The organism is Sporosarcina ureilytica (assembly GCF_001753205.1).
Taxonomy (GTDB): domain Bacteria; phylum Bacillota; class Bacilli; order Bacillales_A; family Planococcaceae; genus Sporosarcina; species Sporosarcina ureilytica.
The window spans coordinates 119,970-141,692 of sequence record NZ_CP017560.1; the positions used below are offsets into that span (position 1 = coordinate 119,970).

Below are 21,723 nucleotides of genomic sequence, written 5' to 3' on the forward strand. Positions count from 1 at the left end.
GTGAGTAGCATATCGATTATTATTTTTATTGGGGTTATAGGACTTACACTCGGAATTACATATTGGGCTGCTAAACAGACTACTACTGCTAGTGATTTTTATACCGCGGGCTCGTCTTTAACCGGTTGGCAAAACGGTATGGCGATTGCGGGAGATTATTTATCCGCAGCGTCCTTCCTCGGGATTGCAGGGGCCATTTCATTAAATGGATTTGATGGGTTCTATTATAGTGTTGGTTGGTTAACCGCTTACTTAGTAGTCTTATTTTTAGTTGCCGAACCACTTCGTAACTTAGGGAAGTTTACGATGGCAGATATGATTGGTGCTCGCTTTCACGCTAAGAAAGTGCGTGGGGCTGCTGCATTAAATACAATCACAATTGTTCTATTTTATATGCTTGCACAACTTGTCGGTGCAGGTGCACTTATTAAACTTCTTTTCGGTTTAGATTATTGGCTTTCTGTACTCCTAGTCGGTTTCATGATGACCATTTATGTATTATTTGGCGGAATGACCGCAACGAGTTGGGTACAAATTGTTAAAGCGGTTTTACTCATGGCAGGTACGATTATTATTTCGTTCCTTGTTCTATTAAAATTCAACTTTAACTTTGTCGGCATGTTTGATGCGATGAGAACGGCAACACCACACGGAGAAGCTTTCCTACATTCCGGAGTCGTTTATAAAGATCCAATTGGTCTTATTTCCGTTCTAATAGCGCTCGTATTAGGAACAGCTGGACTTCCGCATATTTTAATGCGTTTCTTTACGGTGAAAGATGCAAAAACTGCACGTTCATCCGTCATTTATGCGGTTTGGATTATTGGATTATTCTATATTCTTACCATCTTCCTTGGTTTTGGTGCTGCAAAGTTCGTTGGCGTAGATGCAATAGTCGCTGAAAATGCCGCCGGTAATATGGCCGCGCCGATGCTTGCTGGTGTATTAGGTGGAGATGCATTAGAATCATTCGTTGCAGCCGTTGCATTTGCTACGATTCTCGCTGTTGTTGCGGGTCTTGTATTGTCAGGAGCATCTGCCATTGCACATGACCTTTATGGTGAAATTATTAAAAAAGGTAAAGTGACAGAGAAGCAACAAGTAAATGCTGCTCGAATCGCATCACTTGGCGTTTCATTCGTCTCAATTCTTTTAGCACTTGGTGCAGAAAAGATGAACGTTGCATTCCTAGTTTCGCTCGCTTTCTGTATTGCAGCTTCCGCAAACGTCCCAACAATTCTTTTCACAATCTATTGGAAGCGCTTTAACACGACGGGAGCCATAGCTTCTATGCTCACTGGTTTATTTACGGCACTCCTTCTAGTGGCAATAAGTCCTAACGTGATCAATCCTGTGGAAGGGGCTGCATTTTTCGTCGGAGATCCTATTTTCCCATTTGGAAATCCAGCCATTATTTCTGTTCCAGCCGGATTTTTAGCCGCCATTATTGGAACACTTGTCTCCTCTAAAAGTAAAGACGAAATTAGCTATGAAGAAGTTAAATTTAAAGCTGAAACTGGTTATAAAGAGCTTGAAAACTGAAACTAAATACTATTAGACCTCTCCCCCTCCCTAACTCAACAATATAGAGAGGGGGAGAACAATTTTGAAAGTGAGTGAGCGCATATGAGGGATAATGAACGCGTTGCACTTTATCAAAAAATTCACAAACACCCCCTCTTTAAGGGTACATCGGAAAATGAATTTACAAAATTCATTGCAGATTGTCAGGTAAAATATTATAAACAATCCGAGAAAGTCATTTACTTTGAAACGCCTGATGAAGGACTTTTTTTAGTGTTAGAAGGAAATGCAGAGGTCTTTATTGAAAGCGAAGAAGGTCAATCCGTACTACTAGAAGTATTGCAAGAAGGGGAAATCATTGGGTTTTCTCATATTGCGCACTACTCGGGAGAAACTATGTCCCCCATTATTAAACATCGGCTAGAATTAGAAATTATAGAAAACTCTTATTGCGTACAAATTCCGGCATCTGTTGTTAAAGCAAGGTTACAAGACAACGCTGTCCGGAAATTTATTTTAAAAGAAATGTCCATACGCCTAGGTAATGTCTATGCTTCCCTTAGTGAACAAGTGAAACTGGGTGATGAGTGGGGGAAAAGTGAGCCATTTGTCCGCAGAGCAAAAGATTTAATGAGTTCACCGGTTATTACAGCTCAGCTAACTGATTCAGTCCAAGATATTGCTAATATCATGACTACACAATCCATTAGTTCGGTCATGGTTGTCGATCAAGACGAACAATTAGTTGGGATTATTACTGAAAAAGACCTTGTAGAAAGAGTGTTAGGTCAAGGTCAACCTTATTCACTTTGTGCTGTGGATATTATGACGATAAAACCTTTTACAGTCTCTCCTAACGATTATTATTATGAAATTTTATCCATCTTTTATAAAAATGGTATCAAACACTTGCCAGTTGTGGACGGTAATACTTTGACAGGCGTGATTACCTTTCAAAACTTAATTTCTAAAAGAGACCGTGGCGCTATGGGGATATTAAAAACAATCGAAGAATCTTCTTTCGATAATTTACCTGTTGTAAAAGACGCGATTTATGATGTTTTAACGAGCTTAATCACTGATGAAATTTCAACCATTCATACATTAGAAATCATTACAAAATTATATGATCGCCTCGCACGACATTGTGTAAAATTGGCGGTCCAGTCTTTAGAAAAACAAGGTTTTGGATTACCTCCTGTTGCATTCTCTTGGTATCAAATGGGTAGCGGTGCCCGTGGTGAACAATTTATGCTGACCGACCAAGACCACTTTCTTGTCTATGCCGATTCAGCTGATCAGCAAAAAAAGATTTTAGCAGAAGATTACTTTGCATTACTTGGGGAAGAAATTGTTCAACATTTAGAACAAGTCGGCTATGCGAGATGCGTTGGTAAAATGATGTCGGATGAAGAGATATGGCGAGGGTCCATTTCTGAATGGCAACAACGTCTACAAGAATGGTCGATAAAAGCGACTGACGAGCATATATTATTAGGTTATAATTTTTTATCTTTTCGATTTTTATTTGGGAATGTGTCAGTAAACAAATCTTTTACAACGATGGTACAAAACCAGCTTAAAAGTGCACAAACTTTTCTTTATTACATGGCACAACAAGAACAAAATAATCTAATTCCACAATTCGAACAATCTTTATTCTCACTATTTAAAGCGAAAAGCAAACATGATATTATTGATATTAAGCTACACGCATTATTCCCAATGCATCACTGTTTACAAATTCTTGGTGTACTTAAAAACCTCATTAACCGAACCCCATTACAATTACTAGATGGCTTAGTACAGACAGGTGAATTATCAGTAGGATTTGCGAATGATATACGCCATGCCTACGAGGTTGCCCTTGGCGCAAGAATTCAATTAGCATGGAAGAAACATCTTCGGGGAGAAAAAAGTTCAACCGAAATAAAGTTTGCCTCAATCCGACGGTGGGAACGAGATGAACTAAAAACGATGTTAAAAACAGTTCAAGCTTTGCAATCACATTTAATCGCAAAACTATAATAACAATGACTATAAAAAACGGAGAAACTTGGAGGTTGTTAGATGTTTGGAAGAAAAAATCGACTATCCTATAAATTAGATTATTCATTGCCTTTAAGTACTAAATTGATAGACATGTCATTTACAGTTTTTGATACTGAAACGACAGGTTTTTCAATTGACACGCATGATCGGCTAATTGAAATTGGCGCTGTTCATGTTGAGAAATTAGAAGTAACAGATAAAACCTTCCAAACATTTGCTAATCCATCTCGTGAAATCCCTACGCATATTACTGCACTTACTTCTATTGAACAAGGTCATGTTGATGACGCACCAAGTTCCCTTGAGGCAATTAAAAATTATTTTCAGTTCGTTGAAGACAATAAAAGTAATAGTTGGATTGGCCATCATTTGAATTTCGATACAATGGTCATAAAAAAAGAGCTACAACGGGCAAAATATTCGTATGAGATGCCTTCATCTTTCGATACCTATGCGTTAATCAACTATATTATGCCAAACCTAAAAGCCCTTGATCTAGAAGAATATGCTAAACTTTTCGGAACTAAAATATTTGAACGCCACCGTGCACTTGGCGATGCGTTAACAACTGCCCATTTGTTTGTTGAGATTATCAAACGGTCAGAATATCAAGGGATTACAACGCTTGCCGATCTACTACGCACAAAAAATAAACACTTGATTTTATTGTGATGCAATAAATGATACTTTTACTCAAAAAAATTAACAAGAGATAGAGTTTGTATCACTCTTCTCTTGTTATTTATTTATGATTATTTTATTTTCCTCGGCCAAAAACTCCATTTTCCAAGCTTGACTAATATCGTTGGTATGAGCAGTGGACGAACAATAAACGTATCAATCAATATTCCGAGCGCCATTATAAACCCAAATAATTTTAGTTCATAAATAGGCATTGTCGCTAAGACGAGGAATGTTGCCGCGAGAATAAGCCCTGCCGAACTAATGACGCCGCCAGTTCTTTCTACTCCTCGTCTAACAGCATCTTCAAACGGCATTGCCTTCATCTCTTCCCTAATTCTAGCGATTAGCATTATCGAGTAATCGACCCCAAGCGCAATTAGGAAAACAAATGAGTAAAGCGGAATACGATAATTAATTGCTTCAATTCCTAAAAAGATATCAAAAAGTATTAATGACAGACCAAGTGTTGCTGCATAAGACAATAGAATCGTTCCCATCATGTAGATTGGTGCGATAATTGAACGCGTCTGAAGTCCAAGCATGATTGTAATGAGCGCGGTCATAAGAATGATCACAACAGTCGTGTCGCGCTTATTAACATCTCTTATATCAGCATGTATAGCACTTTCTCCGGTGATGAATAACTCCATATTCGTGAGCCCCACTTCTTTCAACATCGCTTCACTTTCCTCACGAATTTCTAGCACCGTATCAAATGCCTTAACATCGTATGGATTTCCCGTGAAGATAATGGAGAATTTTGCACTTTTTCCATCTTCGGAAAGTGGATTGCCGAAAGTAGTCACATTTTCAATTCCAGGTTTATCATTAATCTTATCAATAATTGTCTGTAAGTCTGTGCCTTCGAATCCTTCTTCAGAGACAAATAATAATGTTCCTGGAGCAAGACTTCCTGGAGAAAATGAATCCGACAAGCGTTCATATCCTATACGTGAAGATAAATCTTCCGGAAATGAATCAATCAGATCATACGACTCCTTCATATTCGTTACATTCCAAGCACCCAGTAATAGTAAAAGTGTAATTGGAATCATAAATAGAACAGGTCTTTTCGTGACGCCACTTGCTACTTTATCCCAAATTGTTTTCTTTTCTTTCGTATCTTCTCCATATTTCGGAATGACAGGCCAAAACGCCTTTCTTCCAATAACAGCGAATAATGCAGGCAATAAAGTAAGTCCTCCAATAAGCATAGCAGCCGCTGCAATGACAAAGACTGGTGCAAAGTTACGGTACGGTTCATATAGCGCAAAAAACAACGTTGCAACGCCTAGCACGATTGTACTTCCACTAAAGAATATCGGTTCTTTGACATGCCGCATCGTTTCCCGCATTGCTTCATGGACTGATTCGTGTCGTTTTAATTCTTCACGGTAACGTGAAAAAATGAGTAATGAATAATCCGTCACAACCGCAAACAATAAAATTGTCATAATTGAAAGTGCTTGGCTTTCAACCGTGAACAACCCGATAGAAGCTAATAAACCAATAATCCGATCGACAACTGCATACACAATTGCTGCTGCGACAAGTGGGATAAGTGTAAGTAGCGGCGAGCGATAAATGACAAGTAACAAAACCAAAATGATGCCGACCGTCGATAATAATAGCACCACGTCTGCTCGGCTGAATAACTCTACAGCATCTGCTGCAATCGCCGCCGGTCCCGTCCAGGACAACTCAGCATCCCCTTCAACGTTTCCAGCAACATCATCTTTTATTAAACTAACTAAGTCATGCAGGTCGTTACCTTCCAATCCTTCCGGTAATGTAATTGACGAAAAGAATGTTTTTCCATTCTCAGAAAGAAAAGCCGCTCGCTGTTCAGGTTCCAATACAGATAAGGAAGGAACAATAATTTCACCGAAAGATGTTTCCGTTTCCATTGCCTCAAGTGCATGAGCAAATTCTAAAATTTCTTCATCCGTTAATCCTTCGTCTTTATGCAGAACTGAAAATAACGGGATTCCACCGTCTTGAGGAAAATGCTTTTCCAATTGCAAATCTGCTACTATTGATTCCGCATCTGCGGGCAATCCAGCATTCTTATTTGCCTCAACAAATTCATTTGCAGTAGGGGCAAAGGAGGATAATATAACCGTAAAAGCAAGCCAAATACCGATGTATATCCAGTATATTCGTTTACCTCTTACCATTACTTTCCCCCTCCTTTTCAGTTAGAAATGTTACGATAACAAACAAAGCAAAACTAATAAGTAGAATCGTCCCGCCTACAATATAAAATATTAACGAAAATACCTCATTGACATTAAAAGGTTTTAAAAATTGTAACCACATTCCAACTGTCAAACCAATTGAACCGATAATTGCTGTCCAACCTTGAACATTAACAAGCTTTGTTGCTCGTACTCTATAAGCCTTATAAAAGATTCCCCAAGCAAACATAGATAGCCATCCGACTAATAAAATGTGTGCGTGGATTGGACGAAATGCATACGATCCTGCTCCTGCCATATGAGACCCTAACACTGTTCCGATTAAACCAAAAATCGCCGAAAATCGAATAAGTCTTAAACTCCAGTTATTCTGCATTCAAAATTCCCCCATGTTGTTGATGTTATACACTTATCTTAAATCTCCAACATGAACGGAAGATTAACTTAACATTACATTTTTGGAAGCCTGACAATACAAGTCGTTCCGTCCCCATCCTGACTTTCTATGACAACCTCTCCATCGTGTAAATGAACGACTTCCTGAACAATTGACAAACCAAGTCCGGTTCCGATAACTTCTTGCGTTCTTGAATCATCTGCACGAAAAAAACGGTCAAAAATCCGTGAGATAGCATGCTCATCCACCCCTATACCATTATCTCGAATTGTAATGATAATTGAATCAGATGTTTCTGTTAAATCTATGTCAACATTACCTTCTTGTTGCGTATATTTTAATGCATTAGATAACAAATTCTCCCATACCTTTTCAAGGAAATTAGGGTCCCCAGTAAAATAAACTGGTTGAAGATCCATTGATAAGCTCATTTCTTTTTCATCTAACAACCAACGAAATTTCCGCGCCGTTTCCCTAAGTTGTTCATCTAATCTAATTGTTTGATATTCAAGTGGGGCTGACAGTTGATCTATAGAAGTTAAAAGTAGTAACTGTTTAGTCAGGCTAGATAAACGGTTAGTCTCAGACTGAATCACTTTTGCATAATCAATTCTTTCTTTTTCCGATAAATCCTTACCGAGTAGTAAGTCAGAATAACCTTTGATATTTAATAGCGGTGTCTGAAAATCATGGGAAACATCACTTACAAACTCTTTGCGAATACGATTATTCTCACTCAATCTTTCCGTCATCTGTTGAAAACTATGTGCGAGTTGCCCAATTTCATCGCGTCTATGTATATGCAAATCACCATTAAACTGTTCTTTTCCAACTTTTTTTGTCGCTAACGTTAACTCCGTTATTGGTTCAATAAGCTTCTTTGCAACAATGAGCATTGCAAGCAAACTGATTATCCCCATTAAAGTCATAAGTCCCGCAATAATATAGTGAATTTCACTAAATAACATTTTAATATCCGGTCGTAAAAATAGCGCATATTTTCTTCCTTCGTGAACGAAAGAAAGACCAACTGTATTCGTCAGTTCATTGGAAAAATAACCGGTCATAAAAGTTTCGCTGGGTAAGTTTGCCATCCCATGATAAGCGTTACCTGCTAGTACCCTATCCACAGATTCTTGTGAAAGGTTCTCAACACGAAATGGTTCACCATATAATTTGGAACGGCCGTCTTCATCTACTAGGTATAACTTATAACCTGTAGCTGCCTGCGTTTCTAAAAATTCCTCAAGAGATACCCCCTCATTTGTTTCAATAAACGTCACAAGGCTTTGAGCTATACTCATGTTTTTTTCATCATTTTGTACTTTCAACACTTGATGATAATATGTATTAATACCTAAAAAAGCCAATAATGCACTAATTACCATAATCGCGGCCGTCATCAAAACGAGTTTACTGTAAAGAGACCTCATCATTCTAATACCTCTAGCTTGTAACCAACACCTCGTACAGTAGCGATTTTCACAACGGGCGTTAACTTCTGCAATTTCTCACGAACACGTTTAATATGTACATTGAGCGTTTGCTCATCACCTTCATAGTCATAGCCCCAAACACGTTCCAACAAAATATCTCTTGTAAATACCGTATTTAGACGCGAAGCCAACACAGATAATAATTCAAATTCCTTTAAAGGTAGCAATAAAATTTTATTTCCAACCGAAACTTCATAGCTTTGTCGATTAATATGCAATGGCCCTGCTTGAATAAAAGCGTCAACTACTTTGTCGTACCTACGCAAAATAGCATTTATCCTAAATTGTAATTCTTTCGGTTCAAATGGTTTAACAACGTAATCATCTGAACCCGAGAGAAATCCTTGCTCCTTGTCTTCTAACTCCCCTTTTGCTGTTAACAATAAAACGGGAATATCTGTCGTCGAACGAATTTTTCGGGTTAATGTATATCCGTCCATACCAGGCATCATCACGTCTACAACAGCCAAGTCAGGATACTCCATCTCAATGATTTCAAGCGCTTCATATCCATTTGATGCTTTTTGAACGGCATATCCCGCTTGGGTTAATTGAATACTGACAAGTTCCAAAATATTGGGATCGTCATCAACGACTAATATTTTCAATATATTCACCTTCTCCTTTTCCTAGAAGATCTTCGAAATTCAGCATTTAACAATCCAGATAATAAAATAATTACAGCTGTCGAATAAAACCACAGTACAAGTAAAATGATACCAGACAATTGTCCATACAACAGGGTATAGTCAACATTTGATACATATTTGCCAAATGATAGTGAAAACAACTGCCAACCCACCGTTGTAAATAAGGCGCCCGGTAACACAGCTTTGAGTGCCATTTTACCAGTCGGGACAATCTTATAAAACAGGAGAAAAAAAGCAAGTAAAAACAACGACCCCATCCCCCATCGGATCGCAGGGCGAATATATAGCCAGCTATGCCAAGCATGTACTGAATCAGCATGCGTCATTATTCGATGTAACGCCTCATCAATGATCGGTAAAAATAAAGACAATGGGATGATAAGCATAAACAATAAGGTTATGCCTAAATCTCGTATGAGCACTTGCCAAAAGGGGTACTGTCGCTTATGTCCATTTGCTAAGTCTAATGAGCGTGCAAGTGATTGTACCGCCATAGAAGACAACCAAAATGCACTCGCTAAACTTACATAAACAACATTCCCTTGGCTTTTGTTTAAAATAGCATGTAGGTTTTTTTCAATTAACAGAAATGCTTCAACAGGTGTAAAGGGTTCTAGAAAATTTAACAACATTTCTTCGTTAACTGTAAAGAAACTAAGTAAGGAAAAAAGAAAGATAAGAAATGGTAACATCGATAGCAATAAATAGTAAGCAGTTTGCGCGGCTTGATCAAAAAATCGTTCTTTGAAAAAACGAATAATTACGCATTTTACGGCTTTCATCGCTTCACCTCTCTTACAATATACCCTTTATTGTCTAAAGTCATGAAGGTTTACAGATAAATTATCAAAAGAAGGATGATTGAATAGCACTTTGAATTTTCATGGAACAACAAAAAGAGCCACTACCATAAGGTAATGACTCTTTTAGTGCTTGGCAACGTCCTACTCTTGCAGGAGCTAACTCCAACTACCATCGGCGCTGAAGAGCTTAACTTCCGTGTTCGGTATGGGAACGGGTGTGACCTCTTCGCTATCGCCACCAAACTATTGAGCAAAATTGTTCACTCAAAACTGGATAAACAAAACATTGAATGACACAAACTGTCATGTATTTAAGGATAAGTCCTCAATCGATTAGTATCCGTCAGCTGCACACGTCGCCGTGCTTCCACCTCGGACCTATCAACCTCATCATCTTTGAGGGATTTTACTCACTTACGTAATGGGAAATCTCATCTTGAGGGGGGCTTCATGCTTAGATGCTTTCAGCATTTATCCCGTCCATACGTAGCTACCCAGCTATGCCTTTGGCAAGACAACTGGTACACCAGCGGTATGTCCATCCCGGTCCTCTCGTACTAAGGACAGCTCCTCTCAAATTTCCTGCGCCCGCGACGGATAGGGACCGAACTGTCTCACGACGTTCTGAACCCAGCTCGCGTACCGCTTTAATGGGCGAACAGCCCAACCCTTGGGACCGACTACAGCCCCAGGATGCGATGAGCCGACATCGAGGTGCCAAACCTCCCCGTCGATGTGAACTCTTGGGAGAGATAAGCCTGTTATCCCCGGGGTAGCTTTTATCCGTTGAGCGATGGCCCTTCCATGCGGAACCACCGGATCACTAAGCCCGTCTTTCGACCCTGCTCGACTTGTAGGTCTCGCAGTCAAGCTCCCTTATGCCTTTGCACTCTACGAATGATGTCCAACCATTCTGAGGGAACCTTTGGGCGCCTCCGTTACTCTTTAGGAGGCGACCGCCCCAGTCAAACTGCCCGCCTGACACTGTCTCCTACCCCGCTAAGGGGCATGGGTTAGAATTCCAATACAGTCAGGGTAGTATCCCACCAATGCCTCCACCGAAGCTGGCGCTCCGGTTTCAAAGGCTCCTACCTATCCTGTACAGACTGCATCAGAATTCAATATCAGGTTGCAGTAAAGCTCCACGGGGTCTTTCCGTCCTGTCGCGGGTAACCTGCATCTTCACAGGTACTATAATTTCACCGAGTCTCTCGTTGAGACAGTGCCCAGATCGTTACGCCTTTCGTGCGGGTCGGAACTTACCCGACAAGGAATTTCGCTACCTTAGGACCGTTATAGTTACGGCCGCCGTTTACTGGGGCTTCGGTTCAAAGCTTCGCTTGCGCTAACCTCTCCCCTTAACCTTCCAGCACCGGGCAGGCGTCAGCCCCTATACGTCACCTTACGGTTTTGCAGAGACCTGTGTTTTTGCTAAACAGTCGCCTGGGCCTATTCACTGCGGCTCTCTCGGGCTTTAACACCCTATCAGAGCACCCCTTCTCCCGAAGTTACGGGGTCATTTTGCCGAGTTCCTTAACGAGAGTTCTCTCGATCACCTTAGGATTCTCTCCTCGCCTACCTGTGTCGGTTTGCGGTACGGGCACCTCCCGCCTCGTTAGAGGCTTTTCTTGGCAGCGTGAAATCAGGGACTCTGGGGAAAATTCCCCTTGCTATCACAGCTCAATGTTATAGAAACGGGATTTGCCTCGTTTCACACCTCACTGCTTAGACGCACATTACCAACCGTGCGCTCACCCTATCCTACTGCGTCCCCCCATTACTCAAACGGCGGGGAGGTGGTACAGGAATATCAACCTGTTATCCATCGTCTACGCCTTTCGGCCTCGACTTAGGTCCCGACTAACCCTGAGCGGACGAGCCTTCCTCAGGAAACCTTAGGCATTCGGTGGAAGGGATTCTCACCCTTCTTTCGCTACTCATACCGGCATTCTCACTTCTAGGCGCTCCACTAGTCCTTACAGTCTAGCTTCGACGCCCCTAGAACGCTCTCCTACCACTGACACCAAAGGTGTCAATCCACAGTTTCGGTGATTCGTTTAGCCCCGATACATTTTCGGCGCAGCGCCACTCGACCAGTGAGCTATTACGCACTCTTTAAATGGTGGCTGCTTCTAAGCCAACATCCTGGTTGTCTGGGCAACGCCACATCCTTTTCCACTTAACGAATACTTGGGGACCTTAACTGGTGGTCTGGGTTGTTTCCCTCTCGACTACGAATCTTATCACCCGCAGTCTGACTCCCAAACAAAAATCATCGGCATTCGGAGTTTGTCTGAATTCGGTAACCCGGGATGGGCCCCTAGTCCAAACAGTGCTCTACCTCCGAGATTCTAACGTTTGAGGCTAGCCCTAAAGCTATTTCGGAGAGAACCAGCTATCTCCAGGTTCGATTGGAATTTCACCGCTACCCACACCTCATCCCCGCATTTTTCAACATACGTGGGTTCGGGCCTCCAGTAAGTGTTACCTTACCTTCACCCTGGACATGGGTAGATCACCTGGTTTCGGGTCTACGACTACATACTAAAACGCCCTATTCAGACTCGCTTTCGCTGCGGCTCCGCATTCTCTGCTTAACCTTGCATGTAATCAGTAACTCGCCGGTTCATTCTACAAAAGGCACGCCATCACTCAGCTTATTTCCGAAGAAACAGCATCGAGCTCTGACTACTTGTAGGCACACGGTTTCAGGATCTATTTCACTCCCCTTCCGGGGTGCTTTTCACCTTTCCCTCACGGTACTGGTTCACTATCGGTCACTAGGAAGTATTTAGCCTTGGGAGATGGTCCTCCCGGATTCCGACGGAATTTCACGTGTTCCGTCGTACTCAGGATCCACTCTGGAGAGAATACACTTTTGATTACGGGGCTATTACCCACTATGGCAGACCTTTCCAGGTCGCTTCATCTAATGCATTCCTTTGTAACTCCGTATAGAGTGTCCTACAACCCCAGGAAGCAAGCTTCCTGGTTTGGGCTGTTCCCGTTTCGCTCGCCGCTACTCAGGGAATCGATTTTCTTTCTCTTCCTCCGGGTACTTAGATGTTTCAGTTCTCCGGGTGTGCCTCATATACGCTATGTATTCACGTATATGTACTGCTCCATTAAGAACAGTGGGTTTCCCCATTCGGAAATCTCTGGATCAAAGCTTACTTACAGCTCCCCAGAGCATATCGGTGTTAGTGCCGTCCTTCATAGGCTCCTAGTGCCAAGGCATCCGCCGTGCGCCCTTTCTAACTTAACCTTAAAACCAATGTTGTATAGCGATATACAACAATCGATTCATACATTACTACATTTGTGTTTATTTCAATGTCGTTTTATCCAGTTTTCAAAGAACAAAAAAACTCTTTATTAGAGTGTTTGGTGGAGCCTAGCGGGATCGAACCGCTGACCTCCTGCGTGCAAGGCAGGCGCTCTCCCAGCTGAGCTAAGGCCCCGTTGTTATTTAAGCAAATAACGCTTAAAAACATTAATGGTGGGCCTAAGTGGACTCGAACCACCGACCTCACGCTTATCAGGCGTGCGCTCTAACCAGCTGAGCTATAGGCCCCTCCCGGGAAATTCATGAAGTTGTTTATTGAATTAACTACATTCCTATAAACCTTCAAAACTGAACGCAAAACGTCAAGTTGAAGAGAACTTTCTCTTCATTCCGTTAAATATCCTTAGAAAGGAGGTGATCCAGCCGCACCTTCCGATACGGCTACCTTGTTACGACTTCACCCCAATCATCTGTCCCACCTTCGGCGGCTGGCTCCCAAAAGGGTTACCCCACCGACTTCGGGTGTTACAAACTCTCGTGGTGTGACGGGCGGTGTGTACAAGACCCGGGAACGTATTCACCGTGGCATGCTGATCCACGATTACTAGCGATTCCTGCTTCATGCAGGCGAGTTGCAGCCTGCAATCCGAACTGGGAACGGTTTTATGGGATTAGCTCCCCCTCGCGGGTTGGCAACCCTCTGTACCGTCCATTGTAGCACGTGTGTAGCCCAGGTCATAAGGGGCATGATGATTTGACGTCATCCCCACCTTCCTCCGGTTTGTCACCGGCAGTCACCTTAGAGTGCCCAACTGAATGCTGGCAACTAAGGTCAAGGGTTGCGCTCGTTACGGGACTTAACCCAACATCTCACGACACGAGCTGACGACAACCATGCACCACCTGTCACCGCTGTCCCCGAAGGGAAAGGTATATCTCTATACCGGTCAGCGGGATGTCAAGACCTGGTAAGGTTCTTCGCGTAGCTTCGAATTAAACCACATGCTCCACCGCTTGTGCGGGTCCCCGTCAATTCCTTTGAGTTTCAGCCTTGCGGCCGTACTCCCCAGGCGGAGTGCTTAATGCGTTTGCTCCAGCACTAAGGGGCGGAAACCCCCTAACACTTAGCACTCATCGTTTACGGCATGGACTACCAGGGTATCTAATCCTGTTTGCTCCCCATGCTTTCGCGCCTCAGCGTCAGTTACAGACCAGAAAGCCGCCTTCGCCACTGGTGTTCCTCCACATCTCTACGCATTTCACCGCTACACGTGGAATTCCGCTTTCCTCTTCTGTACTCAAGCCTTCCAGTTTCCAATGACCTTCCACGGTTAAGCCGTGGGCTTTCACATCAGACTTAAAAGGCCGCCTGCGCGCGCTTTACGCCCAATAATTCCGGACAACGCTTGCCACCTACGTATTACCGCGGCTGCTGGCACGTAGTTAGCCGTGGCTTTCTAATGAGGTACCGTCAAGGTACAGGCAGTTACTCCTATACTTGTTCTTCCCTCACAACAGAGCTTTACGATCCGAAAACCTTCTTCGCTCACGCGGCGTTGCTCCATCAGACTTTCGTCCATTGTGGAAGATTCCCTACTGCTGCCTCCCGTAGGAGTCTGGGCCGTGTCTCAGTCCCAGTGTGGCCGATCACCCTCTCAGGTCGGCTACGCATCGTCGCCTTGGTAAGCCGTTACCTCACCAACTAGCTAATGCGCCGCGGGCCCATCCCGTAGTGACAGCATAGCCGTCTTTCAGAGTTCCTTCATGCGAAGGAACTAATTATTCGGTATTAGCCCCGGTTTCCCGGAGTTATCCCCAACTACAGGGCAGGTTGCCCACGTGTTACTCACCCATCCGCCGCTAACAAAGGAAGAAACAAGTTTCTTCCTCGTTCGCTCGACTTGCATGTATTAGGCACGCCGCCAGCGTTCGTCCTGAGCCAGGATCAAACTCTCCATAATAGAGAAATTCGATTAGCTCGATTTCTTTTGCTGGCATCTTTAAGATGTCCATTTGAATCCGAAGATTCTTTTTCCTATAAACCAACGAGTTGATTTATAGAAGTTATATCTTGACGTTTTGCTGTTCAGTTTTCAAGGTTCATATGGTGGAGCCTAGCGGGATCGAACCGCTGACCTCCTGCGTGCAAGGCAGGCGCTCTCCCAGCTGAGCTAAGGCCCCGTTGTTATTTAAGCAAATAACGCTTAAAAACTTAATGGTCGGGAAGACAGGATTCGAACCTGCGACCCCTTGGTCCCAAACCAAGTGCTCTACCAAGCTGAGCTACTTCCCGAAAATAATAAAATTATAGATGTATAAGTTGGCGCGCCCGACAGGAGTCGAACCCATAACCTTCTGATCCGTAGTCAGACGCTCTATCCAATTGAGCTACGGGCGCTTTTTGTGAAAAATGGTGCCGAGGACCGGAATCGAACCGGTACGGTAGAAACCTACCGCAGGATTTTAAGTCCTGTGCGTCTGCCAGTTCCGCCACCCCGGCAAATATATGGAGCGGAAGACGGGATTCGAACCCGCGACCTCCACCTTGGCAAGGTGATATTCTACCACTGAACTACTTCCGCATATAAAGTGCGGGTGAAGGGAGTCGAACCCCCACGCCCGAAGGCACTAGATCCTAAGTCTAGCGTGTCTGCCAGTTCCACCACACCCGCAATTTTTCATGAAATCAAGTTATAAAATGGTGAGCCATACAGGATTCGAACCTGTGACCCTCTGATTAAAAGTCAGATGCTCTACCGACTGAGCTAATGGCTCAAAAGATGGTGCCGGAGAAAGGACTTGAACCCTCAACCTACTGATTACAAGTCAGTTGCTCTACCAGTTGAGCTACTCCGGCGTTCATAAAATGGTGGAGGATGACGGGTTCGAACCGCCGACCCCCTGCTTGTAAGGCAGGTGCTCTCCCAGCTGAGCTAATCCTCCATATTAATAGTGTTTCTGTAATGAATCTTACAAGACTGGCAACGTCCTACTCTTGCAGGAGCTAACTCCAACTACCATCGGCGCTGAAGAGCTTAACTTCCGTGTTCGGTATGGGAACGGGTGTGACCTCTTCGCTATCGCCACCAGACTTGGTTGTCCAATTAATTAAGGACACTATTCATTATAACAGCATTTTTTAAAAATGCAAGCGTTATTTTTTTGTTGAGCAAAAATTGTTCACTCAAAACTGGATAAACAAAACATTGAATGACACAAACTGTCATGTATTTAAGGATAAGTCCTCAATCGATTAGTATCCGTCAGCTGCACATGTCGCCATGCTTCCACCTCGGACCTATCAACCTCATCATCTTTGAGGGATTTTACTTACTTACGTAATGGGAAATCTCATCTTGAGGGGGGCTTCATGCTTAGATGCTTTCAGCATTTATCCCGTCCATACGTAGCTACCCAGCTATGCCTTTGGCAAGACAACTGGTACACCAGCGGTATGTCCATCCCGGTCCTCTCGTACTAAGGACAGCTCCTCTCAAATTTCCTGCGCCCGCGACGGATAGGGACCGAACTGTCTCACGACGTTCTGAACCCAGCTCGCGTACCGCTTTAATGGGCGAACAGCCCAACCCTTGGGACCGACTACAGCCCCAGGATGCGATGAGCCGACATCGAGGTGCCAAACCTCCCCGTCGATGTGAACTCTTGGGAGAGATAAGCCTGTTATCCCCGGGGTAGCTTTTATCCGTTGAGCGATGGCCCTTCCATGCGGAACCACCGGATCACTAAGCCCGTCTTTCGACCCTGCTCGACTTGTAGGTCTCGCAGTCAAGCTCCCTTATGCCTTTGCACTCTACGAATGATGTCCAACCATTCTGAGGGAACCTTTGGGCGCCTCCGTTACTCTTTAGGAGGCGACCGCCCCAGTCAAACTGCCCGCCTGACACTGTCTCCTACCCCGCTAAGGGGCATGGGTTAGAATTCCAATACAGTCAGGGTAGTATCCCACCAATGCCTCCACCGAAGCTGGCGCTCCGGTTTCAAAGGCTCCTACCTATCCTGTACAGACTGCATCAGAATTCAATATCAGGTTGCAGTAAAGCTCCACGGGGTCTTTCCGTCCTGTCGCGGGTAACCTGCATCTTCACAGGTACTATAATTTCACCGAGTCTCTCGTTGAGACAGTGCCCAGATCGTTACGCCTTTCGTGCGGGTCGGAACTTACCCGACAAGGAATTTCGCTACCTTAGGACCGTTATAGTTACGGCCGCCGTTTACTGGGGCTTCGGTTCAAAGCTTCGCTTGCGCTAACCTCTCCCCTTAACCTTCCAGCACCGGGCAGGCGTCAGCCCCTATACGTCACCTTACGGTTTTGCAGAGACCTGTGTTTTTGCTAAACAGTCGCCTGGGCCTATTCACTGCGGCTCTCTCGGGCTTTAACACCCTATCAGAGCACCCCTTCTCCCGAAGTTACGGGGTCATTTTGCCGAGTTCCTTAACGAGAGTTCTCTCGATCACCTTAGGATTCTCTCCTCGCCTACCTGTGTCGGTTTGCGGTACGGGCACCTCCCGCCTCGTTAGAGGCTTTTCTTGGCAGCGTGAAATCAGGGACTCCAGGGAAAATTCCCCTTGCTATCACAGCTCAATGTTATAGAAACGGGATTTGCCTCGTTTCACACCTCACTGCTTAGACGCACATTACCAACCGTGCGCTCACCCTATCCTACTGCGTCCCCCCATTACTCAAACGGCGGGGAGGTGGTACAGGAATATCAACCTGTTATCCATCGTCTACGCCTTTCGGCCTCGACTTAGGTCCCGACTAACCCTGAGCGGACGAGCCTTCCTCAGGAAACCTTAGGCATTCGGTGGAAGGGATTCTCACCCTTCTTTCGCTACTCATACCGGCATTCTCACTTCTAGGCGCTCCACTAGTCCTTACAGTCTAGCTTCGACGCCCCTAGAACGCTCTCCTACCACTGACACCAAAGGTGTCAATCCACAGTTTCGGTGATTCGTTTAGCCCCGATACATTTTCGGCGCAGCGCCACTCGACCAGTGAGCTATTACGCACTCTTTAAATGGTGGCTGCTTCTAAGCCAACATCCTGGTTGTCTGGGCAACGCCACATCCTTTTCCACTTAACGAATACTTGGGGACCTTAACTGGTGGTCTGGGTTGTTTCCCTCTCGACTACGAATCTTATCACCCGCAGTCTGACTCCCAAACGAAAATCATCGGCATTCGGAGTTTGTCTGAATTCGGTAACCCGGGATGGGCCCCTAGTCCAAACAGTGCTCTACCTCCGAGATTCTAACGTTTGAGGCTAGCCCTAAAGCTATTTCGGAGAGAACCAGCTATCTCCAGGTTCGATTGGAATTTCACCGCTACCCACACCTCATCCCCGCATTTTTCAACATACGTGGGTTCGGGCCTCCAGTAAGTGTTACCTTACCTTCACCCTGGACATGGGTAGATCACCTGGTTTCGGGTCTACGACTACATACTAAAACGCCCTATTCAGACTCGCTTTCGCTGCGGCTCCGCATTCTCTGCTTAACCTTGCATGTAATCAGTAACTCGCCGGTTCATTCTACAAAAGGCACGCCATCACTCAGCTTATTTCCGAAGAAACAGCATCGAGCTCTGACTACTTGTAGGCACACGGTTTCAGGATCTATTTCACTCCCCTTCCGGGGTGCTTTTCACCTTTCCCTCACGGTACTGGTTCACTATCGGTCACTAGGAAGTATTTAGCCTTGGGAGATGGTCCTCCCGGATTCCGACGGAATTTCACGTGTTCCGTCGTACTCAGGATCCACTCTGGAGAGAATACACTTTTGATTACGGGGCTATTACCCACTATGGCAGACCTTTCCAGGTCGCTTCATCTAATGCATTCCTTTGTAACTCCGTATAGAGTGTCCTACAACCCCAGGAAGCAAGCTTCCTGGTTTGGGCTGTTCCCGTTTCGCTCGCCGCTACTCAGGGAATCGATTTTCTTTCTCTTCCTCCGGGTACTTAGATGTTTCAGTTCTCCGGGTGTGCCTCATATACGCTATGTATTCACGTATATGTACTGCTCCATTACGAACAGTGGGTTTCCCCATTCGGAAATCTCTGGATCAAAGCTTACTTACAGCTCCCCAGAGCATATCGGTGTTAGTGCCGTCCTTCATAGGCTCCTAGTGCCAAGGCATCCGCCGTGCGCCCTTTCTAACTTAACCTTAAAACCAACGTTGTATAGCGATATACAACAATTGATTCATACATTACTACATTTGTGTTTATTTCAATGTCGTTTTATCCAGTTTTCAAAGAACAAGTAATGAAAGTTCATGTTAATGAACCCTCAAAACTGAACGCAAAACGTCAAGTTGAAGAGAACTTTCTCTTCATTCCGTTAAATATCCTTAGAAAGGAGGTGATCCAGCCGCACCTTCCGATACGGCTACCTTGTTACGACTTCACCCCAATCATCTGTCCCACCTTCGGCGGCTGGCTCCCAAAAGGGTTACCCCACCGACTTCGGGTGTTACAAACTCTCGTGGTGTGACGGGCGGTGTGTACAAGACCCGGGAACGTATTCACCGTGGCATGCTGATCCACGATTACTAGCGATTCCTGCTTCATGCAGGCGAGTTGCAGCCTGCAATCCGAACTGGGAACGGTTTTATGGGATTAGCTCCCCCTCGCGGGTTGGCAACCCTCTGTACCGTCCATTGTAGCACGTGTGTAGCCCAGGTCATAAGGGGCATGATGATTTGACGTCATCCCCACCTTCCTCCGGTTTGTCACCGGCAGTCACCTTAGAGTGCCCAACTGAATGCTGGCAACTAAGGTCAAGGGTTGCGCTCGTTACGGGACTTAACCCAACATCTCACGACACGAGCTGACGACAACCATGCACCACCTGTCACCGCTGTCCCCGAAGGGAAAGGTATATCTCTATACCGGTCAGCGGGATGTCAAGACCTGGTAAGGTTCTTCGCGTAGCTTCGAATTAAACCACATGCTCCACCGCTTGTGCGGGTCCCCGTCAATTCCTTTGAGTTTCAGCCTTGCGGCCGTACTCCCCAGGCGGAGTGCTTAATGCGTTTGCTCCAGCACTAAGGGGCGGAAACCCCCTAACACTTAGCACTCATCGTTTACGGCATGGACTACCAGGGTATCTAATCCTGTTTGCTCCCCATGCTTTCGCGCCTCAGCGTCAGTTACAGACCAGAAAGCCGCCTTCGCCACTGGTGTTCCTCCACATCTCTACGCATTTCACCGCTACACGTGGAATTCCGCTTTCCTCTTCTGTACTCAAGCCTTCCAGTTTCCAATGACCTTCCACGGTTAAGCCGTGGGCTTTCACATCAGACTTAAAAGGCCGCCTGCGCGCGCTTTACGCCCAATAATTCCGGACAACGCTCGCCACCTACGTATTACCGCGGCTGCTGGCACGTAGTTAGCCGTGGCTTTCTAATGAGGTACCGTCAAGGTACAGGCAGTTACTCCTATACTTGTTCTTCCCTCACAACAGAGCTTTACGATCCGAAAACCTTCTTCGCTCACGCGGCGTTGCTCCATCAGACTTTCGTCCATTGTGGAAGATTCCCTACTGCTGCCTCCCGTAGGAGTCTGGGCCGTGTCTCAGTCCCAGTGTGGCCGATCACCCTCTCAGGTCGGCTACGCATCGTCGCCTTGGTAAGCCGTTACCTCACCAACTAGCTAATGCGCCGCGGGCCCATCCCGTAGTGACAGCATAGCCGTCTTTCAGAGTTCCTTCATGCGAAGGAACTAATTATTCGGTATTAGCCCCGGTTTCCCGGAGTTATCCCCAACTACAGGGCAGGTTGCCCACGTGTTACTCACCCATCCGCCGCTAACAAAGGAAGAAACAAGTTTCTTCCTCGTTCGCTCGACTTGCATGTATTAGGCACGCCGCCAGCGTTCGTCCTGAGCCAGGATCAAACTCTCCATAATAGAGAAATTCGATTAGCTCGATTTCTTTTGCTGGCATCTTTAAGATGTCCATTTGAATCCGAAGATTCGTTTCCTACAAACCAACAAGTTGATTTGTAGTTGTTATATCTTGACGTTTTGCTGTTCAGTTTTCAAGGTTCATATAGAAGAAACTTTTTTGTGGTTCCTCCTGGCCGCTTCTCTCGTTCTTCCGAAGCAACTCTTATATCATAGCACAACTCCGAACTCGATGTCAACAACAAATTTAAAATTTCTTTTTCGTTGTTTCCGTTCGTTGTTTGCTGTTGTTTGTGTTGCTCGAATTGGCAACGTTAATAACTATAACACCTTCTTTTTTAGAATGCAACCCTTTTTCTAAAAAAGTTTTAAATTCTACCGTAAGGTGATAATAACTGCCTCTTCCACCCCCTTTTGATTAAACAAACATCCTTGGTAACACTTAAGTCTTTCATCTTCCTACAATTATCAAGTCGATTAAATGGGGATACCCGTCTTCTTATCCAGTAATGGAACCACTTCGCTAATTAAATGTCTACTTTACTTTTATCTCATAATAAAAACCACTATATAGTAGAGACATGATTCATAAAGAAAGTTCCATTAAAAAACGAACTTCCCTTAATCGTATGATTCCTGTTATTTACATCCATTTAATTCACAAACCTTTGTAGTCCTACAAAACTTAGCCCATCTAATGAAGAAGA

Annotated in this window: 8 protein-coding genes, 11 tRNA genes and 6 rRNA genes; 3 read left to right on the forward strand and 22 right to left on the reverse strand. The window is 44.6% G+C overall.

Annotation, left to right across the window (positions count from 1 at the left end):
* The 3 genes from BI350_RS00595 (at nucleotide 1) to BI350_RS00605 (ending at nucleotide 4,248) form a co-directional block, all read left to right on the forward strand.
* Nucleotides 1-1,542, forward strand: coding sequence for a solute symporter family protein (locus tag BI350_RS00595; protein WP_075526374.1), 1,542 nt, complete (start codon nucleotides 1-3; stop codon nucleotides 1,540-1,542).
* 84 nt (nucleotides 1,543-1,626) lie between these two features.
* Nucleotides 1,627-3,552, forward strand: a complete 1,926-nt coding sequence (locus BI350_RS00600) for a DUF294 nucleotidyltransferase-like domain-containing protein (protein WP_075526375.1) — start codon at nucleotides 1,627-1,629, stop codon at nucleotides 3,550-3,552.
* 42 nt (nucleotides 3,553-3,594) lie between these two features.
* The gene (locus tag BI350_RS00605; RefSeq protein WP_075526376.1) at nucleotides 3,595-4,248 is read left to right on the forward strand and encodes a 3'-5' exonuclease; all 654 of its coding nucleotides are present in this window, start codon (nucleotides 3,595-3,597) and stop codon (nucleotides 4,246-4,248) included.
* A gap of 80 nt (nucleotides 4,249-4,328) precedes the next feature.
* On the opposite strand, the gene BI350_RS00610 is transcribed toward BI350_RS00605, so the two are convergent.
* The 22 genes from BI350_RS00610 to BI350_RS00715 form a co-directional block, all read right to left on the reverse strand.
* Nucleotides 4,329-6,437 carry an MMPL family transporter gene (locus BI350_RS00610; protein ID WP_075526377.1) on the reverse strand — a complete coding sequence of 703 codons (2,109 nt, stop codon included), beginning with the start codon at nucleotides 6,435-6,437 and terminating at the stop codon, nucleotides 4,329-4,331.
* The gene (locus tag BI350_RS00615; RefSeq protein WP_075526378.1) at nucleotides 6,424-6,834 is read right to left on the reverse strand and encodes a hypothetical protein; all 411 of its coding nucleotides are present in this window, start codon (nucleotides 6,832-6,834) and stop codon (nucleotides 6,424-6,426) included. The genes BI350_RS00610 and BI350_RS00615 overlap by 14 nt, the downstream gene beginning before the upstream one ends.
* 74 nt (nucleotides 6,835-6,908) lie before the next feature.
* Complete coding sequence (locus BI350_RS00620) at nucleotides 6,909-8,291, reverse strand: sensor histidine kinase (protein WP_245698281.1); 1,383 nt, start codon at nucleotides 8,289-8,291, stop codon at nucleotides 6,909-6,911.
* The gene (locus BI350_RS00625; RefSeq protein WP_075526379.1) at nucleotides 8,288-8,959 is read right to left on the reverse strand and encodes a response regulator transcription factor; all 672 of its coding nucleotides are present in this window, start codon (nucleotides 8,957-8,959) and stop codon (nucleotides 8,288-8,290) included. The genes BI350_RS00620 and BI350_RS00625 overlap by 4 nt, the downstream gene beginning before the upstream one ends.
* A gap of 5 nt (nucleotides 8,960-8,964) precedes the next feature.
* The gene (locus tag BI350_RS00630; RefSeq protein ID WP_075526380.1) at nucleotides 8,965-9,783 is read right to left on the reverse strand and encodes a YihY/virulence factor BrkB family protein; all 819 of its coding nucleotides are present in this window, start codon (nucleotides 9,781-9,783) and stop codon (nucleotides 8,965-8,967) included.
* A gap of 149 nt (nucleotides 9,784-9,932) precedes the next feature.
* Nucleotides 9,933-10,047: ribosomal RNA gene (gene rrf, locus BI350_RS00635) — 5S ribosomal RNA — on the reverse strand.
* 70 nt (nucleotides 10,048-10,117) lie between these two features.
* Nucleotides 10,118-13,069 (reverse strand): 23S ribosomal RNA (locus BI350_RS00640).
* 120 nt (nucleotides 13,070-13,189) lie between these two features.
* Nucleotides 13,190-13,265: transfer RNA gene (locus tag BI350_RS00645), tRNA-Ala, on the reverse strand.
* A gap of 36 nt (nucleotides 13,266-13,301) precedes the next feature.
* Nucleotides 13,302-13,378: transfer RNA gene (locus BI350_RS00650), tRNA-Ile, on the reverse strand.
* Nucleotides 13,379-13,497: 119 nt separating this feature from the next.
* Nucleotides 13,498-15,051 (reverse strand): 16S ribosomal RNA (locus tag BI350_RS00655).
* A gap of 144 nt (nucleotides 15,052-15,195) precedes the next feature.
* Nucleotides 15,196-15,271 (reverse strand) — tRNA-Ala (locus BI350_RS00660).
* Nucleotides 15,272-15,306: 35 nt separating this feature from the next.
* Nucleotides 15,307-15,383 (reverse strand) — tRNA-Pro (locus BI350_RS00665).
* Between the two features lie 28 nt (nucleotides 15,384-15,411).
* Nucleotides 15,412-15,488 (reverse strand) — tRNA-Arg (locus BI350_RS00670).
* A gap of 13 nt (nucleotides 15,489-15,501) precedes the next feature.
* A tRNA-Leu gene (locus BI350_RS00675) sits at nucleotides 15,502-15,590 on the reverse strand.
* A 7-nt stretch (nucleotides 15,591-15,597) separates the two neighbouring features.
* Nucleotides 15,598-15,672: transfer RNA gene (locus tag BI350_RS00680), tRNA-Gly, on the reverse strand.
* A gap of 8 nt (nucleotides 15,673-15,680) precedes the next feature.
* Nucleotides 15,681-15,762, reverse strand: a tRNA-Leu gene (locus tag BI350_RS00685).
* A gap of 27 nt (nucleotides 15,763-15,789) precedes the next feature.
* A tRNA-Lys gene (locus BI350_RS00690) sits at nucleotides 15,790-15,865 on the reverse strand.
* 6 nt (nucleotides 15,866-15,871) lie between these two features.
* Nucleotides 15,872-15,947 (reverse strand) — tRNA-Thr (locus tag BI350_RS00695).
* Between the two features lie 10 nt (nucleotides 15,948-15,957).
* Nucleotides 15,958-16,033: transfer RNA gene (locus tag BI350_RS00700), tRNA-Val, on the reverse strand.
* A gap of 33 nt (nucleotides 16,034-16,066) precedes the next feature.
* Nucleotides 16,067-16,181 (reverse strand): 5S ribosomal RNA (gene rrf / locus BI350_RS00705).
* 142 nt (nucleotides 16,182-16,323) lie between these two features.
* Nucleotides 16,324-19,275, reverse strand: a 23S ribosomal RNA gene (locus BI350_RS00710).
* A 190-nt stretch (nucleotides 19,276-19,465) separates the two neighbouring features.
* A 16S ribosomal RNA gene (locus BI350_RS00715) occupies nucleotides 19,466-21,019 on the reverse strand.
* Together the 16S, 23S and 5S rRNA genes with 11 tRNA genes alongside form the textbook arrangement of a ribosomal RNA operon.
* Between the last annotated feature and the right edge of the window lie 704 nt (nucleotides 21,020-21,723).

Coding starts and splice junctions, on each gene's coding strand:
- BI350_RS00610 (WP_075526377.1), bottom strand. CDS start 6,437: ATGGTAAGAGGTAAACGAATATACTGGATATACATCGGTATTTGGCTT.
- BI350_RS00605 (WP_075526376.1), top strand. CDS start 3,595: ATGTTTGGAAGAAAAAATCGACTATCCTATAAATTAGATTATTCATTG.
- BI350_RS00620 (WP_245698281.1), bottom strand. CDS start 8,291: ATGATGAGGTCTCTTTACAGTAAACTCGTTTTGATGACGGCCGCGATT.
- BI350_RS00615 (WP_075526378.1), bottom strand. CDS start 6,834: ATGCAGAATAACTGGAGTTTAAGACTTATTCGATTTTCGGCGATTTTT.
- BI350_RS00630 (WP_075526380.1), bottom strand. CDS start 9,783: ATGAAAGCCGTAAAATGCGTAATTATTCGTTTTTTCAAAGAACGATTT.
- BI350_RS00600 (WP_075526375.1), top strand. CDS start 1,627: ATGAGGGATAATGAACGCGTTGCACTTTATCAAAAAATTCACAAACAC.